Raw genomic sequence first — 14,182 nt, forward strand, 5'->3', positions numbered from 1 at the left:
GCGCACCGATGGCCGAGCGGCAGAATCGGTGGCCTGCTGAGCGCGGAGGACATCGAGCGGGCCGGAGTGGAGCTCCGCGACGTCGGCGCCGTCTACGCTCACGGTCTGATCCTCGGCCGGCACGTCGTCGCGGTGGCGAGTCGAAGCATCGCCCAGGGGCAGGACGGCCCCGGGATGATCGGCCACGCCTCCCTCTACTCCGACGCGAGAAGGCCGGAGATCGAGATCGCGCTCGACGTCCGCTCGCTCACGGGAGTCGCGGACGTCCATGTCGGGTACTCGCGTCCAGCGCGCGCAGCCCCTCGTCAGGCTCGACGACGAGCTCGACAGGATGGAGTACGACCGGTCCGTGGTCTTTCATGACCTCGAGGCCCACGCTCGTCGGCTGCCCCAGGAGTGGGACACTGATGTCCGACCGGACGACACCTGGCTCGAGGACTGCGTCGAACCGGTGATAGCCGGAGTCGCCGTCCCCGAATTGTCGGGCAGACGGGCAGCTCTCCGGATCGAGTGCTGGGCGCCGGACGGTGGGACACCCGCGCTCGAGGGTTCCTGGGGTGACAGCCAGACCTGGCGGGGCAGTGGATAGCGCCAACTCCGCCGCACCCACCGCAGCGTCGCGGAGCGAACGGACGGGTGTGCCACGGGATCCGAGCGTCGCCCGGAGCATCGAGGACGACACAACGTCAGCTGAGAGGGGGTCTCATCCACCATCGTGGATGAGACCCCCTCTCAGCTGACGTTGTGTCGGTGGGCACCGCGAAGGAGCGCAGGGGACGTCGCGTGCGATGGATGCAGGCACGGCCCGCTCGCCCGTGGCGGCAGCACGGCGCACGCCCGGGCGAAGGCGGAAGAGGCCGCGGAGGATGCGCTCGCTCCGACCGTCGGCATCACCCCCGTCGACCAGGGAGGCGGTCAGCAGGGGCCCCCGCGAAGAGGAACGGCTTCACGGCCGACTGGATGCTGAACACCGTGTCGGCGTCGGTGCTCGCTCGGACGGAGCCGTCCGCGAGGACGAGCGCGATCCCGCACAGGCCGGGTCGGCGAGTTCGGGGATGCTGTCGTCGACCTCGCCGCCGCCGTCCGGCAGCACCTCCCGGCGCAGTTCCTCGAGGTCATAGGCCAGGGGACCAGCGCGCTCATCCGTCCCCTCTGTCGCAGCATCCTGAGCGGACTGCGGGGACCGGCCCTACGCCGTGAGCGCGACCGCCGTCCACGACACAGGCGGGAGGGTCAGCGTCAGCACCCCGTCGGCGAGCGACGCGGCGGCCTCGCGAAGGCGCACGCGGTCCTGGTCGTCGCGGGTGTTCTTGGCGTAGGGGTCCTCATCGAACAGGGCCACCGCCTCCGCGACGCTCGAGACGCCGAGGCCGCTGATGTCGACAGTGACCTCGATCGGCTCCGTCTGCGAGCGGTTGACCAGGAACACGGCCGCGCGGCCGTCGTCCACGGTCGCGACGGAGTCGATCAGCGGCGCGTCGCCGTGGCGAGCGGTCGGGTAGGTCCCCACGTCGATCCGGGGGCGCAACACCGAGCCGGAGGCCAGGCGCGCGGTCGTCGAGAACGGGAAGAAGGTGGTCTGGCGCCAGGCACCGCCGCCCGGCTCGGTCATGATCGGCGCGATCACGTTGACGAGCTGCGCGAGGGATGCGGAGGTGACGCGGTCGGAGTGTTTCAGTAGCGTGATCATCAGGTTGCCCAGCACGACGGCGTCGGCGACCGAGTAGACGTCCTCGAGCAGGCGCGGGGCGTACGCCCATTCGCGGGTGCTCTGGTCGCCCCCGGCGTCGGCCTTCTCCTTCGCGTTCCATTCGCTGAGGTACCAGACGTTCCACTCGTCGAAGGACAGCGTGATGTCCTTCGTCTTCTTGAGCGTGAACTTCACATGGTCGACGGCCGCCGCGACGGTGGCGATGAAGTACTCCAGGTCGAGAGAGGAAGCGAGGAAGGAGCCGAGGTCGCCGTCGTACTCCTGGTAGTAGGCGTGGCAGGAGATGTACTCGACGTCGTCGTAGGTGTGCTCGAGGACCACGCGCTCCCACTCGCCGAAGGTCGGCATCGACGAGCCGGAGGAGCCGCAGACGACCAGCTCGAGCGAGGGGTCGGCGAGTTTCAGCGCCTTCGCGGTGCGGGAGGCGAGCTTCCCGTAGTCGTCGGCGCTCCTGTGGCCGACCTGCCACGGGCCGTCCATCTCGTTCCCGAGGCACCACATCCGGATGTCGTAGGGCTCGGTCCCGCCGTTGGCGATCCGCTGGTCGGCGAGGGTGGTACCGGCCGTGCCGTTGGCGTACTCGAGGACGTCGAGCGCCTCGAGGACACCGCGGGTGCCGAGGTTGACGGCGTACATGATCTCGCTGCCGGTCAGCGTCGCCCACTTCGCGAAGTCGTCCAGCCCGACCTCATTCGTTTCGAGCGAGTGCCAGGCCAGGTCCCGTCGGCGGGGGCGCTCGGAGCGCGGGCCGACGCCGTCCTCCCAGCGGTAGCCCGAGACGAAGTTGCCGCCGGGGTAGCGGATGGTCGTGGTGCCCAGCTCCTTGACTAGCTCGACGACGTCGAGGCGGAAGCCGTCCTCGTTGGAGGCGGGGTGGCCGGGCTCGTAGATGCCGTCGTAGACGCAGCGGCCGAGGTGCTCGACGAAGGAGCCGAAGAGGCGCGGAGTGACGGGAGCGACGACCGCGGCTGGGTCGAGGCTGATGCGCGCTGTGGCGGCGGGGGCGGAGGTCATGGGGGCCTTTCGGGCGTTGGGCTCCCGCGGGCTGTGCTCAGCGGTGAGCAGAATTTCTAACGTTGTAGAAGATGCTCCGCCTCGCTCTTGCCGTTGTCAAGAGCCGTCCTGCTCCGACTCACGCGCGGCGGCCGCAACCGAATCCGCGGACGGGGCTTCCGTCGCCCCTACGACGACGGCACTCGTGGCCAGGCGCGGCACGTCATCGCAGTCGGGGGCGTCACGCTCTACCTCGGTGGCCCACTGGCCCACCTCCTGCTGCGCACGATCGGCGGGGACGCGCGCGGATCGGTCGCCGACCGCCTGACCTCGTGAGCGTTCCGGTGGGGTCGACTCCTGCGCCGCGGCGACGTGCGCGTCGCCGACGCCGGAGCGTGGATTCGCCGCGAGATCTGCCACCGCGGGGCCGGTGGCTAGGCCGACTCCCGCGCGACAACGGTGAACGCCGCCTCGTGCAGGGTGCCCGGCCCCGTGCGCGAGCCGTCGATCCGGGCCTGCAGTAGCTCGACCGCGATCCGGGCGATCTCGTCGCGCCCCGAGTCCACGCTCGAGAGGCTAGGGGAGCAGTAGCGCGCCTCGTCGATGTCGTCGAAGCCGATCACTGCCACCTCGTCGGGCACCCGCACGCCCGCCTCCTGCAGCGCCCGCATCGCGCCGAGCGCGAGCGTGTCGTTGAGTGCGAAGACGGCGTCGAAGTCGAGACCGGAGGCCAGCACGCGCCGCATCGCCTCTGCGCCGCCAGAGCGCCGCCAGGGTCCGGAGACTCCGATTATCCGCTCGTCGTCGATGCCCCCGTCGGCGAGCGCAGCTCGATAGCCCTCGAGGCGGAGCGACGCCGAGCTGACTGCGGCGTCGGGGTGCGTCCCGAGTGCCACGATCCGGCGGTGACCGGAGGCGAGCAGGTGCGCGGTGGCCGCGCGCGCCGCCGCCGTGTTCTGCATAGTGACGTGGTCGACCCGCCCGGTGAAGATCCGCTCGCCGAGCAGCACCAGGGGGACGTTGACCACGAGCGCGTCCTCGTCGGCGAGGCCGAGCGGGCTGAAGAGCAGCCCGTCGGTGAGCTGCCGGCGCTCACTTGTGAGCACGCGGCGCTCGCGTTCGGGGTCGCCGCCGGTCTGCTCGATCAGCACGGTTAGCCCCCGCGCGTCGGCCGCGCGCATCACGCTGTCGGCCAACTCGGCGAAGTAGGGGAGGCTCAGCTCGGGCAGGGCGAGTCCGATCACGCCGGTGCGACCGCGGCGCAGGCTGCGCGCCGAGAGGTTGGGGCGGTAGCCCAGCTGCGCGATGGCCGCCTGCACCCGTGCTCGGGTGGCGGGGCGCACATGCGGGTAGTCGTTGATGACGTTCGAGACGGTCTTGATCGAGACGTCGGCGGTGCGGGCGACGTCGTGCAGCGTGACGGCCACGGTCCTCCCTCTGCTCGGGCCTCACGCTACTCCGCGTGCCGACCGGAGCTCCGTCAGAAATCGCCGGCGCAGGTCGTTCAGCGATTTTGACAATCGTTATCAATAGCCACTACCGTAGTGTCACCCGCCCACCCCCGTCGCAGATCGGCTCATCGTGAAGACCCGCCTCCTCGCCCTCACCGCCCTCCTCGGCGGTGCCGCGCTCGCCCTGAGCGGCTGCTCCGGATCGGGCACCGCCTCCGCCACCTCGGGCGGACCCGTGAAGGTCGTCGCGTCGACGAATGTGTACGGCGACCTCGTCTCGAGCATCGGCGGCGACCTGGTCGAGGTGACCAGCATCATCGACAGCCCGGACAAGGACCCGCACGAGTACGAGGCCACCGCACGCGATCAGCTCGCGGTGTCCGGTGCCACCCTCGTGATCGAGAACGGCGGCGGTTACGACCACTTCCTGGACATCATGATCAGTGCGGCCGGCACCGAGGCCCCCGTCATCACGGCCACCGTGATCGCCGGGCTCGAGGAGGTGCACGACCACGCGGAGAAGGAGTCGGAGGGCGGGCACGAGCACGCGGAGTTCAACGAGCACGTCTGGTACGACCTGGCGGCGATGAAGGAGGTCGCGGGGCGGATCGGCGACGAACTCGCCGCGCTCGACGCCGACAATGCCGCTACCTACTCCGCCAACGTCGCCGCGCTCGACGAGCGTCTCGACGCCCTGATCGCCCGCGAAGGCGAGCTGAAGGGCGCGCTCTCCGGCCGCTTGATCGCAATCACCGAGCCTGTGCCGCTCTACCTGACCGACGCGCTCGGTCTTACCGACGCGACCCCGCAGGCCTTCAGCGAGGCGGTCGAGGAAGGTACCGACGTCCCCGCGGCCACGCTGCAGGAGACGCTGGCGCTATTCTCCGGCACGTCGGTCGACGCACTGATCTACAACGAGCAAACCGAGGGGGCTCAGACCGACGCCGTGCTCAACGCGGCGAAGGCCGCGGGCATCCCCACCGTCGGCGTCACCGAGACGCTGCCCGAGGGCGACGACTACACCGGCTGGATGACCGCCAACCTCGATGCGATCGAGGGAGCCCTGTCCCCGTGAGGCACGACTGCCCGAACGGTACCGACCCGATCGGCACCGGTCCGAACGGTACCGACCCGAACGGTACCGACCCGATCAGGCCCGACCCGATCAGGCCCGTCTCCTCGGAGGCGGGCCCTTCGGCGTCCGTGCTGCGGCTGCGCGGCGCCGGGCTGCGCTTCGGCGACCGCGAGCTGTGGAGTGGCGTCGACCTCGACCTGCGCGCCGGAGAGTTCGTCGCGGTGCTCGGCGCGAACGGCTCCGGCAAGACCAGCCTCCTGCGCGCCGTACTCGGTCAGCAGCAGCTGAGCGCGGGAGAGCTGCAGGTGCTCGGCGAGCCCGTGCACCGCGGCAATCGGCGCATCGGCTACATCCCGCAGCAGAAGCTCGCCGACGAGGGCACGCCGCTGCGCGCCCGCGATCTGCTCGGCCTCGGGATCGACGGGCACCGCTTCGGGTTGCCCCTGCCCTCGCGTTCCCGGCGGGCGGCTGTCGCCGCCCTGCTCGAGGCTGTGGGCGCCACGTCGTTCGCCGACGCCCCCATCGGCAGCCTGTCCGGAGGAGAGCAGCAGCGCGTTCGCGTCGGCCAGGCGCTCGCGGGCGATCCGGCGCTCCTGCTCTGCGACGAGCCACTGATCGCGCTTGACCTCGCGCACCAGCGGGCGGTCAGCGAGCTGATCGACCGGCACCGCCGCGAGCGCAACCTCGGCGTCCTCTTCGTCACGCACGACGTGAATCCGGTGCTCGGCATGGTGGACCGGGTGCTCTACCTCGCGGGCGGCCGGTTCCGCATCGGCACGCCCGACGAGGTGCTGCGCTCGGAAGTGCTCAGCGAGCTCTACGCCGCGCCGGTCGACGTGATCCGCGCGCGGGGGCGCGTCATTGTGGTCGGCGCTCCCGACCATTCGCATGTGCACGAGGAGGCGCACTCGTGACCGATGTCTGGTCGCAGATCGTCGACTTCTCGGACTACGGGGCGCTACTCGCGCTGCTGATGAACTCGGTGATCGCGGGGGCGGTGCTCGGAGTGGTCGGCGGGCTGATCGGCGTCTTCGTGATGTCCCGAGACATGGCGTTCGCGGTGCACGGCATCAGCGAGCTCTCGTTCGCGGGCGCCTCCGCGGGGCTGCTGCTGGGGGTGGGCGTGGTCGAGGGGTCGATCGTCGGCTCGCTGATCGCGGCCGTCCTGATCGGCGTGCTCGGCTCGCGCGCCCGCGACCGCAACTCGATCATCGCCGTCATGATGCCGTTCGGTCTCGGCCTCGGCATTCTCTGCCTGGCGCTGTACCCGGGCCGGAGCGCGAACAAGTTCGGCCTGCTTACCGGGCAGATCGTCGCGGTCGACGATCCGCAGCTCGGTTGGCTGATCGGCATCTCGGCGGTGGTCCTCGTCGGGCTCGCGCTGATCTGGCGCCCGCTCACCTTCGCGAGCGTCGATGCCGATGTGGCGGCCGCCCGCGGCATCCCGACGCGGGCGCTCTCGATCACGTTCATGCTGCTCCTCGGCCTCGCGGTCGCCGTTTCGGTGCAGATCGTCGGCTCGCTGCTGGTGCTGGCGATCCTGGTGACGCCCGCCGCCGCGGCCCTGCGCCTCTCCGCGTCGCCCGTCGTGGTGCCGCTGCTGAGCGTGCTCTTCGCGGTGGGTGCGCTGGTGGGCGGCATCCTGCTCGCGCTGGGCGGATCAATCCCGATCAGCCCCTACGTGACGACGATCTCGTTTGCGATCTATGCCGTCTGCCGGATCGTCGGGCGCAAGGGCGTGCGTCGCTCCCGGGCCGTGGTGGGCGAGGGGCGGTAGCGTGGCGCGGGTCGTGAGGAGTGGGGGTGGGCCCGTGGTCAAGCGCAATACGTGGCAGCGCGAGGCGGTGCGCGAGGCGCTCGGGCGCCGCGAGGACTTCGTCAGCGCCCAGGGCCTGCATAGCGCGCTGCACGCTTCCGGCTCGCCGATCGGGCTCGCGACCGTCTACCGCGCCCTGTCCGATTTGGCCGTCGAGGGCGAGGCCGACTCGCTCCAGTCGCCCGAGGGTGCGAGCCTCTACCGCGCCTGCACTCCGGGCACGCACCACCACCACCTGATCTGCCGCCGCTGCGGGCTGACGGTCGAGATCGCAGCCGATGAGGTCGAGACCTGGGCGCACTCGGTCGCCTCGCAGAACGGGTTCACGGATGCGCGCCACGTCGTGGACGTGTTCGGACTCTGTGCGGCCTGCACGGCGGAACTCGCCGAGACCTGAGGTGACGGCTCGCCGGACGAGCCGCTTAGGCGGGGAGGAACACGCCGATCGACCGGTCCTTCACGACGGAGCCGGCCGGCAGCACCCGCCCGCTCATCGCGAGGTAGACGCCGGGCGGCAGCAGCTGCACGGCGGCGACCGCGGTGCCGAGGTTGAACGCCGCATCGCTGTCGGCCATCCGCGCGGGCTGCATCGCGCCGGTGAGCACCACCACGCGGTCGCGGACCACGCCGAGCGCCTCGGCCGTCGCGGTCATCGTGTCGGTGCCGTGGGTGAGGATGATCCGGTCCTCCTCGGCCGCGAGGACGCGCTAGTGAATCAGCGCCCGGTCGGCCTCGTCGAGCTCGAGGCTGTCTTTGGCGAGGACCTCCTCGATGCGGAACTCGAGCGTGGTCAGCACCGGTGCGAGCAGGCGCGGCACCATCGGCGCGCCGATCTCGAGTTCGCCCGCGAGCGAGTACTCCTTGTCGACGGTGCCACCGGTGGTGAGGACGAGGATGCGGTCAGTCACCCGATCAGACTAGGCGCCGCCTCCGACACTGGCACGTTCGTGCGCTCCCGCCGCGCCGTGTGTCGTCGACGGCCCGCATCCGGAACGATGGAGCGTATGCGAACCTTTTCTTCGTCCCTGCTCCGTGCCGGCGCCAAGGTGCTCCTGGGCTCCATCCTGGTCTTCGCGGGGGTGAACCATCTCACCCGCAAGCGGCAGGAGTTCCAGGCGCAGGTGCCGGAGTGGGTGCCGCTGGACAAGGACGCGGTCGTGCTCGCCTCGGGCGTGGTCGAGATCGGGCTGGGCGCCGCGCTGGTGCTCGCGCGCCGCCGGGCGCCGCTGGTCGGAGCCGCGGCCGCCGCCTTCTTCACCGCGATCTTCCCCGGCAACATCTCGCAGTGGCGGACCCACACGAGCGCCTTCGGCCTCGACACTGACCGCAAGCGCGCCGTTCGCCTGGTGTTCCAGCCGCTGCTGGTGGTGTGGGCGCTGTGGTCCACGCGGCGTCCGCGGGGCTGATCCGCTGGGAGGACGACGCAACGTCAGCTGAGAGTGCCTGTCATCCACGATGGTGGATGAGGAGGCCTCTCAGCTGACGTTGTGCGCCGCCTCGGCCTGCAGCGGGTCGAGCAGCTCCTCGATCCGGCGGCGGGCCTGAGCGCTCGGCCCGGGTCAGGCGGCGGGGACGAGCTTCCAGCGGTCGGCCAGAACCTGGAGGCCCTTGTCGAACGTGGCCGACCACGCCGTGACGTCGTGGGCGCTGCCGGGTATCTCGACGTAGGTGGCGTCCATCCCGGCCGCGACTGCCGCCGCGTGGAGGGTCTTCGCTCCGGGGAGGAAGGAGGCGTCGTTGGCGCCGACCCCGAAGATCGCGACAGTGCCGGTGTAGGGCGCGTTCTTCGCGAGGAGGCTGATGGGTGTCGCGGCCTTGTAAGCGGCCGCGTCGCCGCCGAAGCCCTGCGCGATGGTGGCGGCCTCGCTGCCGAGCGTCGGTGCGAGCTCGCCCGAGGCGTCGATGATGTTGCCGAACAGTGCCGGGAAGCCTGCGCCGAGCTGGATCGCGCAGGTTCCACCCTGCGAGAGACCGCCGATAGCCCAGTGCTGTGCGTCGCCGAGGACCGGGAGGTTGGCGCGGATCCACTTCGGGACGTCGACGGTGAGGTAGGTGGCCGACTTTCCCATCGGCGAGTCGATGCACATCGTGTTCGTGTTCGGATCGCCCAACTGGTCGGGTGAGACGACGATCGGCGCGAGGCCGGCGTGCGCGGCGGCGTAGGCGTTGAGGGCCTGCTGGAGCTTCTCGGTCGAGAGCGGGTCGGAGGGGGAGCCGGGCTGGCCCGAGAGCATCACCATCACCGGCAGCAGCGGCGGGACCGCGGTGCGGGCCGCGGGCGGGAGGTAGACCACGGCGTCGCGGGCGGGGAATCCGGAGGCGGTGGCGGGGATCGTGACGTTTGAGACCGAGCCCTCGGCGGGCATCCCGGGGGGTGCGATCCAGGTCGCCAGCTCGGCGTGCGGGCCGCTCGGGACGACGTCGGGGACGCCGGAGTCGGAGTAGGCGCTGATCCCGAGCGCGCTACGGACCGTCGGGTACTGGCCGAAGTCGATGTTGATGCTCATCGCGGCGGTCGCGACCACCAGCACCACGACGCCGAGGGAGGCGAGCACGCCCGGACGCGCCGACGGCGGACGGCGTGCACGAGCACGACCAGGGCGACGGCGATGCCGCCGACTCCGAGACCGATCCAGAGGCGGGTGATCGGGGTGAAGTCGACGCCGAAGGGGCCCTCGGATCCGCCGACGAGGGCGGCCAGGGCCATGCCGCCGAGAAGGCCCAGGAGCAGGGTCGCGACGGCGACCACGCCGCGGCGGGTGCGGCCGGAGCCTCGGGAGCGGATGTGGACCGTGAGCAGGAGCAGCAGTGCGGTGACGGCGAGCAGGTAGACGGAGACGACGAGGACACCGGAGACGAGGCTCAGGTCGAGGAGAATGGTCATGCGTCGATCCGGTCGGGGGTGCTCGGGCGGGCGTCAGTCTGGCCGCGCTCTCTGGGGGATGGCCGTGAGTGGCGAGAGCGGTTCTCCTCCCCAGGCGGGGATCTTCCGAGTTCTCCACCGATACCGCGCAACCCCGCGCGCCGCGGCGGCGCTCGCGCTTAGCGTGAGGACTCCCGACGCATCCCGCGCCCTCACGAAGGAGCCCGCACCATGACACAGCACCCCCGCACCGAGTCCCCTGCTCGCGAGGCTCACGTCCGCGAGGCCCGCGAATGAGCCGCGGAGTCGCCGTCGTCACCGGGGGCACAGCCGGGTTGGGGCGCGCGACGGTCCGGGAGCTGGCCTCCCGCGGCTGGGACGTGGCGGTGCTGGCGCGCGGAGAGGACGGACTTTCGGCCACGGTCGCCGAGATCGAGCAGAAGGGCTCGCGCGGGCTGGGCATCCCGACGGACGTGGCCGACCGCGAGGCCGTCGAGTCCGCTGCCGACCGGGTCGAGGCCGAACTCGGTCCCATCGAGCTGTGGGTCAACGACGCGATGGTCGGCGTGTTCGGCGAGTTCCTCTCGACCGAGCCGGCCGACTTCGAGCGCGCGGTGGGCGTGAACTTCTTCGGCTTCGTCAACGGCACGCGCGCGGCGCTCTCACGGATGACTCCGCGCGACCGCGGGCACGTCATCCAGGTGGGCTCCGCGCTCGCGCACCGGGGCATCCCGTTGCAGGCGGCGTACTGCGCCTCGAAATTTGGCGCGCGCGGCTTCACCGAGGCCGTCACCGCCGAGCTGCTGCACGCCCGGAGCCGCGTGCGGCTGTCCGAGGTCGACATGCCGGCGCTCAATACCATCCAGTTCACCTGGGTGAAGTCGCAGCTGCCGCACCACCCGCAGCCGGTGCCGCCGATCTACGAGCCGGAGGTGGGCGCGATCGCGATCGCCGACGTGGCCGATAGGCCGCGCCGCCGCACCTGGGTGGGTGAGCCGACCGCAGGGACGATCCTCGGCGACCGCTTTGCCGGCCGCTTCATGGACTGGTACCTCGCCCGCAGTGCGTTCGACGGCCAGCAGGCGCCGGACACGACCGAGCCGATGCTGCCGAACAATGTCTACGAGCCGGTCGCCGGCGATCACGGCGCGCGCGGCCTCTTCAGCGATCGCGCGCACACGATGACCCCGCAGATCTGGATGATCCGCCACCGAGCCCTCAGCTACGCAGGGGCCGCCGCGGCCGTCGCCGCCGGAGCCGTGGGTGTTCTCTCCACCCTGCGGAGGAGGTGACCGTGGTCGACGCCGTCGTCGTCGGAGCGGGACCGAATGGCCTCGCCGCCGCGGTCACGCTCGCGCGGGCTGGGTTCTCCGTTACGGTCCTCGAGCGCAACGAGACGATCGGCGGGGGCGCGCGCACGGCCGAGCTGACGCTGCCCGGATTCCACCACGACGTCTGCTCGGCGGTGCACCCGATGGCGCTCGCGTCCGGATTCTTCCGCGCCTTCGGGCTCGACCGGCGCATCGAGCTGGTCGTCCCCGAGATCTCTTACGCACATCCGCTCGACGCGGGTCGCGCGGGCATCGCCTACCGCGACCTCGACCGCACGGCCGAGGCGCTGGGCCGCGACGGAGCAGCGTGGCGGGGGCTGATGGGTCCGCTCGCGGAGCGGGCCGACCGCGTGGCGGGCTTCACGAACGACACGCTGCTGCGGATCCCGACCGACCCGAGCGTGCTGATCCGTTTCGGACTGCGGGTGCTCGAGCAGGGCACCCCCGGGTGGAACCTGCGTTTTCGGGAGGACGTCGCCCCGGCGATGTTCTCCGGGGTCGCGGCGCACTCGATCCGCCCGATGCCCAGCCCATCGACCGCCGCCGCGGCCCTGGCGCTCGGCGCCTACGCGCACGCGCGCGGCTGGCCTGTTCCGATCGGCGGGAGCCAGTCGATCGTCGACGCGCTCGCCGACGACCTGCGAGCGCACGGGGCACCATCGAGACCGGCGTCGAGGTGACCTCGCTCGCGCAGCTGCCCCGGGCCCGCGCCGTGCTCGTCGACGGCACGCCGACGGCGCTGCTCGCGATGGCGGGAGAGCGGCTGCCCGCCGCCTACGCCGCCGCCCTGCAGCGCTTCCGCTACGGCAACGGCGTGGCCAAGGTCGACTTTGCCCTCGATGGCCCCGTGCCGTGGACGAACCCCGAGCTCGCCCACGCGGGCACGCTGCACGTCGGCGGGAGCCGCGCCGAGATCGCGGCCGCCGAACGTGACGTGAAGCGTGGTCGGCACAGCCGGAGCCCCTACGTTCTGGTCGCCCAACCCTCGATCGCCGACCCGACCCGAGCGCCCGAGGGCCGGCACGTCCTGTGGACGTACACGCACGTCCCGCGGTACTCGCCGGCCGATCAGCAGGAGGCGATCACCGCCCAGATCGAGCGCTTCGCCCCCGGGTTCCGCGATCGGGTGCTCGCCGCCTCCTCGATGACCGCCCGTGACATGCAGGCCTACAACCCCAACTACCTGGGCGGAGACATCGCCGCCGGAGCCGCGAGCGTGGCGCAGCTGCTCTCCCGGCCGGTCCCACGACCGACCCGTGGCGGACGCCGGCGAAGGGGCTGTACCTCTGCTCGTCGTCCACCCCGCCCGGACCGGGCGTGCACGGCATGGCCGGTTGGCATGCTGCGCGCAGTGCGCTGCGGCACGAGTTCGGGGTGCGCGAGTCGCCCGATCTCTCACCCGAGGCGCGCCCGGTCTGATGCGCCATCACGTCGAGGCCGCTGCGATTCGAGGCCGCTGCACGTCGAGGCCGCTCGGATCCGAGGCCGCTGCGATCCACGGCACCCGTCGCCGTCGCCGGCCTGCCAGGCTGGAAGCGGCCACAGCCTTACCACCCCACGAAGGAGTCCGCGATGTCCCGCACTACCCGCGTCGTCCACTGCCCGCCCGAGTCCGTGTTCGCGGTGCTCGCCTCCGGCTGGCTGTTCCCGAGCTGGGTCGTCGGCGCCTCCCGGATGCGGAAGGTCGACGCCGACTTCCCGCACGTCGGCTCGCGCCTGCACCACTCCTTCGGTCTGTGGCCGCTCGTGATCGACGACCGCACGACGGTGCTCGAGTGGGACCCGCCGCGACGGATGGTCATCCAGGCCGCCGGCTGGCCGCTCGGCGAGGCCCGCGTTCGCATCGAGGTCGAGCCGCACGCGCGCGGCGCGAAGGTGCGGATGCACGAGGCGCCCGTGAAGGGGCCGGGCACGCTCCTCCCGAAGCCGCTGATGCATGCGGGCCTGTGGCTCCGCAACCGCGAGGCGGTGCGCCGGCTCGCGCACATGGCCGAGGCGGGAGCCGCCGGGCGCACGCTGGCCCCCGCGTCGCTCCCCTCGCCGGCAGACCGCGAAGGGATCGACCGCCACCAGCACGTCTGGGCGCGGCTCACCGGGGCGATCGGGTTGATCGCGGTCGGGACGCTCGTGCTGCGCGGAGTGCTCGCGGCGGTGCGGCGCGCCCGTCGCTGACAGCGGTCAGACGATCCGCTCGACTAGCCGTACGTGCTGGACCGCGACGCGCTGGGCTCGCCGGCGAAGGCGGCGTCGCGCTCGGGGGACGACAGGTAGGCCCGCTCGACCTCGGCGAACGCGTCGGCGTCGCCGGCCGTGCTCACGGCCCAGACGAACTCGTTCACCTCGCGGTCGGCGTAGGCGAACTCGATCCGGAAGCCGTGGGCCTCGCGCGCCGGCACGATCCGCGTGGGGAACCAGGCGAGGAAGTCGTCGAGCACCCCGTCCATCAGCTCGTAGCGTCGGAGTTGGATCGTCCTGGTCTCGCCTGCATCGCTCATGCTCCGACGCTACCGGTCGGCGGCCGCTGCGTCGGCGCGCTGTGCTCGCCGCCGACGCTCGCGCGGACGCCGCCGCAAGCACGTCCTCGCGATCCGCGCGGAGCCAGGACAGGGCCGCCGTCTCGGCGGGGAGAGTGCGGCGAGTTCGTCGCAGGCGGCGACGCCGACGACGCTCCGCGCCGCCGAGGACCAGCTCGGTGGAGCCGCCGCCGAGGACGAGCACGGGGCGGGCGACTCGACGGCCGAGACTGCCCCCGGAACGAGAGCCGCGCCTCCTCCTCGCCGCGCCTCCTCCTCGCCGGTGATCATCTCGGGGGCGACCCCGAGGATCCGCTCGACGGCGGCGAGGAAGTCCTCGCGATCGGCGGCGTCGCGGGTGGCCGACGCGGCGACGAAGCGGACGTGCTCGGCACCGGCCTCCGCCGCGGCCGAGCCGGATGAGTTCGG

The 14,182-nt window shown here is 71.8% G+C and carries 17 protein-coding genes and 1 pseudogene; 10 read left to right on the forward strand and 8 right to left on the reverse strand.

Features of this window, described 5'->3' with window-relative positions; all coding sequences use genetic code 11:
- Positions 1 to 268: 268 nt before the first annotated feature.
- Positions 269 to 589 carry a hypothetical protein gene (locus tag C1O28_RS14860; protein ID WP_097166109.1) on the forward strand — a complete coding sequence of 107 codons (321 nt, stop codon included), beginning with the start codon at positions 269 to 271 and terminating at the stop codon, positions 587 to 589.
- A 600-nt stretch (positions 590 to 1,189) separates the two neighbouring features.
- Here C1O28_RS14860 and arfA read toward each other — a convergent pair.
- The gene (gene arfA, locus C1O28_RS14870; RefSeq protein WP_097166110.1) at positions 1,190 to 2,725 is read right to left on the reverse strand and encodes an arabinosylfuranosidase ArfA; all 1,536 of its coding nucleotides are present in this window, start codon (positions 2,723 to 2,725) and stop codon (positions 1,190 to 1,192) included.
- A 93-nt stretch (positions 2,726 to 2,818) separates the two neighbouring features.
- On the opposite strand from arfA, the gene C1O28_RS14875 reads away from it, so the two are divergent.
- Positions 2,819 to 3,040, forward strand: coding sequence for a hypothetical protein (locus tag C1O28_RS14875; RefSeq protein WP_097166111.1), 222 nt, complete (start codon positions 2,819 to 2,821; stop codon positions 3,038 to 3,040).
- 98 nt (positions 3,041 to 3,138) lie between these two features.
- On the opposite strand, the gene C1O28_RS14880 is transcribed toward C1O28_RS14875, so the two are convergent.
- Positions 3,139 to 4,131 carry a LacI family DNA-binding transcriptional regulator gene (locus C1O28_RS14880; RefSeq protein WP_097166112.1) on the reverse strand — a complete coding sequence of 331 codons (993 nt, stop codon included), beginning with the start codon at positions 4,129 to 4,131 and terminating at the stop codon, positions 3,139 to 3,141.
- Positions 4,132 to 4,285: 154 nt separating this feature from the next.
- Here C1O28_RS14880 and C1O28_RS14885 point away from each other — a divergent pair, with 154 nt between their 5' ends.
- The 4 genes from C1O28_RS14885 (at position 4,286) to C1O28_RS14900 (ending at position 7,443) form a co-directional block, all read left to right on the forward strand.
- Entirely contained in the window at positions 4,286 to 5,230 is a 945-nt protein-coding gene (locus tag C1O28_RS14885; RefSeq protein WP_097166113.1) for a metal ABC transporter solute-binding protein, Zn/Mn family, read from the forward strand.
- Between the two features lie 89 nt (positions 5,231 to 5,319).
- Positions 5,320 to 6,144 (forward strand): metal ABC transporter ATP-binding protein, encoded by an 825-nt coding sequence (locus tag C1O28_RS14890; protein WP_097166389.1) that lies wholly within the window; start codon positions 5,320 to 5,322, stop codon positions 6,142 to 6,144.
- Positions 6,141 to 7,007, forward strand: coding sequence for a metal ABC transporter permease (locus C1O28_RS14895; protein WP_419866661.1), 867 nt, complete (start codon positions 6,141 to 6,143; stop codon positions 7,005 to 7,007). The genes C1O28_RS14890 and C1O28_RS14895 overlap by 4 nt, the downstream gene beginning before the upstream one ends.
- 34 nt (positions 7,008 to 7,041) lie before the next feature.
- Positions 7,042 to 7,443 (forward strand): Fur family transcriptional regulator, encoded by a 402-nt coding sequence (locus C1O28_RS14900; protein WP_097166114.1) that lies wholly within the window; start codon positions 7,042 to 7,044, stop codon positions 7,441 to 7,443.
- Between the two features lie 25 nt (positions 7,444 to 7,468).
- Here the strand turns inward: C1O28_RS14900 and C1O28_RS15790 are convergent, their stop codons facing one another.
- Positions 7,469 to 7,726, reverse strand: a complete 258-nt coding sequence (locus C1O28_RS15790) for an asparaginase domain-containing protein (protein ID WP_337189913.1) — start codon at positions 7,724 to 7,726, stop codon at positions 7,469 to 7,471.
- Positions 7,727 to 7,753: 27 nt separating this feature from the next.
- Positions 7,754 to 7,954 (reverse strand): hypothetical protein, encoded by a 201-nt coding sequence (locus C1O28_RS15795; RefSeq protein ID WP_237398165.1) that lies wholly within the window; start codon positions 7,952 to 7,954, stop codon positions 7,754 to 7,756.
- A gap of 96 nt (positions 7,955 to 8,050) precedes the next feature.
- On the opposite strand from C1O28_RS15795, the gene C1O28_RS14910 reads away from it, so the two are divergent.
- A complete protein-coding gene (locus C1O28_RS14910) occupies positions 8,051 to 8,452 on the forward strand; it encodes a DoxX family protein (protein ID WP_097166115.1) in 402 nt (133 codons plus the stop codon).
- Between the two features lie 153 nt (positions 8,453 to 8,605).
- Here the strand turns inward: C1O28_RS14910 and C1O28_RS14915 are convergent, their stop codons facing one another.
- Both C1O28_RS14915 and C1O28_RS15800 read right to left on the reverse strand, forming a co-directional pair.
- Complete coding sequence (locus C1O28_RS14915; RefSeq protein ID WP_244210526.1) at positions 8,606 to 9,601, reverse strand: alpha/beta hydrolase; 996 nt, start codon at positions 9,599 to 9,601, stop codon at positions 8,606 to 8,608.
- Positions 9,550 to 9,930 carry a hypothetical protein gene (locus C1O28_RS15800; protein WP_244210527.1) on the reverse strand — a complete coding sequence of 127 codons (381 nt, stop codon included), beginning with the start codon at positions 9,928 to 9,930 and terminating at the stop codon, positions 9,550 to 9,552. The genes C1O28_RS14915 and C1O28_RS15800 overlap by 52 nt, the downstream gene beginning before the upstream one ends.
- A 272-nt stretch (positions 9,931 to 10,202) precedes the next feature.
- Between C1O28_RS15800 and C1O28_RS14920 the strand changes: the two genes are divergently transcribed.
- From C1O28_RS14920 to C1O28_RS14930, 3 genes and pseudogenes are all read left to right on the forward strand, one after another.
- On the forward strand, positions 10,203 to 11,201 hold the full coding sequence (locus C1O28_RS14920) for an SDR family oxidoreductase (RefSeq protein ID WP_097166117.1): 999 nt from the start codon (positions 10,203 to 10,205) through the stop codon (positions 11,199 to 11,201).
- A 2-nt stretch (positions 11,202 to 11,203) separates the two neighbouring features.
- Positions 11,204 to 12,659: pseudogene (locus tag C1O28_RS14925) on the forward strand (phytoene desaturase family protein).
- Positions 12,660 to 12,812: 153 nt separating this feature from the next.
- A complete protein-coding gene (locus C1O28_RS14930) occupies positions 12,813 to 13,412 on the forward strand; it encodes an SRPBCC family protein (protein ID WP_097166119.1) in 600 nt (199 codons plus the stop codon).
- Between the two features lie 23 nt (positions 13,413 to 13,435).
- On the opposite strand, the gene C1O28_RS14935 is transcribed toward C1O28_RS14930, so the two are convergent.
- A complete protein-coding gene (locus tag C1O28_RS14935) occupies positions 13,436 to 13,735 on the reverse strand; it encodes a hypothetical protein (protein WP_127821566.1) in 300 nt (99 codons plus the stop codon).
- A 9-nt stretch (positions 13,736 to 13,744) separates the two neighbouring features.
- Positions 13,745 to 14,182: Ppx/GppA phosphatase family protein (locus tag C1O28_RS14940; protein WP_479561824.1), on the reverse strand; the 438-nt coding region annotated here is incomplete at its 5' end.

Source organism: Rathayibacter rathayi (assembly GCF_004011095.1).
Taxonomy (GTDB): domain Bacteria; phylum Actinomycetota; class Actinomycetes; order Actinomycetales; family Microbacteriaceae; genus Rathayibacter; species Rathayibacter rathayi.

What these genes read in the sequence shown, in the direction of transcription:
- C1O28_RS14930 (WP_097166119.1), top strand. Translation starts at nt 12,813, where the DNA reads ATGTCCCGCACTACCCGCGTCGTCCACTGCCCGCCCGAGTCCGTGTTC.
- C1O28_RS14935 (WP_127821566.1), bottom strand. Translation starts at nt 13,735, where the DNA reads ATGAGCGATGCAGGCGAGACCAGGACGATCCAACTCCGACGCTACGAG.
- C1O28_RS14920 (WP_097166117.1), top strand. Translation starts at nt 10,203, where the DNA reads ATGAGCCGCGGAGTCGCCGTCGTCACCGGGGGCACAGCCGGGTTGGGG.
- C1O28_RS15800 (WP_244210527.1), bottom strand. Translation starts at nt 9,930, where the DNA reads ATGACCATTCTCCTCGACCTGAGCCTCGTCTCCGGTGTCCTCGTCGTC.
- arfA (WP_097166110.1), bottom strand. Translation starts at nt 2,725, where the DNA reads ATGACCTCCGCCCCCGCCGCCACAGCGCGCATCAGCCTCGACCCAGCC.
- C1O28_RS14860 (WP_097166109.1), top strand. Translation starts at nt 269, where the DNA reads ATGTCGGGTACTCGCGTCCAGCGCGCGCAGCCCCTCGTCAGGCTCGAC.
- C1O28_RS14910 (WP_097166115.1), top strand. Translation starts at nt 8,051, where the DNA reads ATGCGAACCTTTTCTTCGTCCCTGCTCCGTGCCGGCGCCAAGGTGCTC.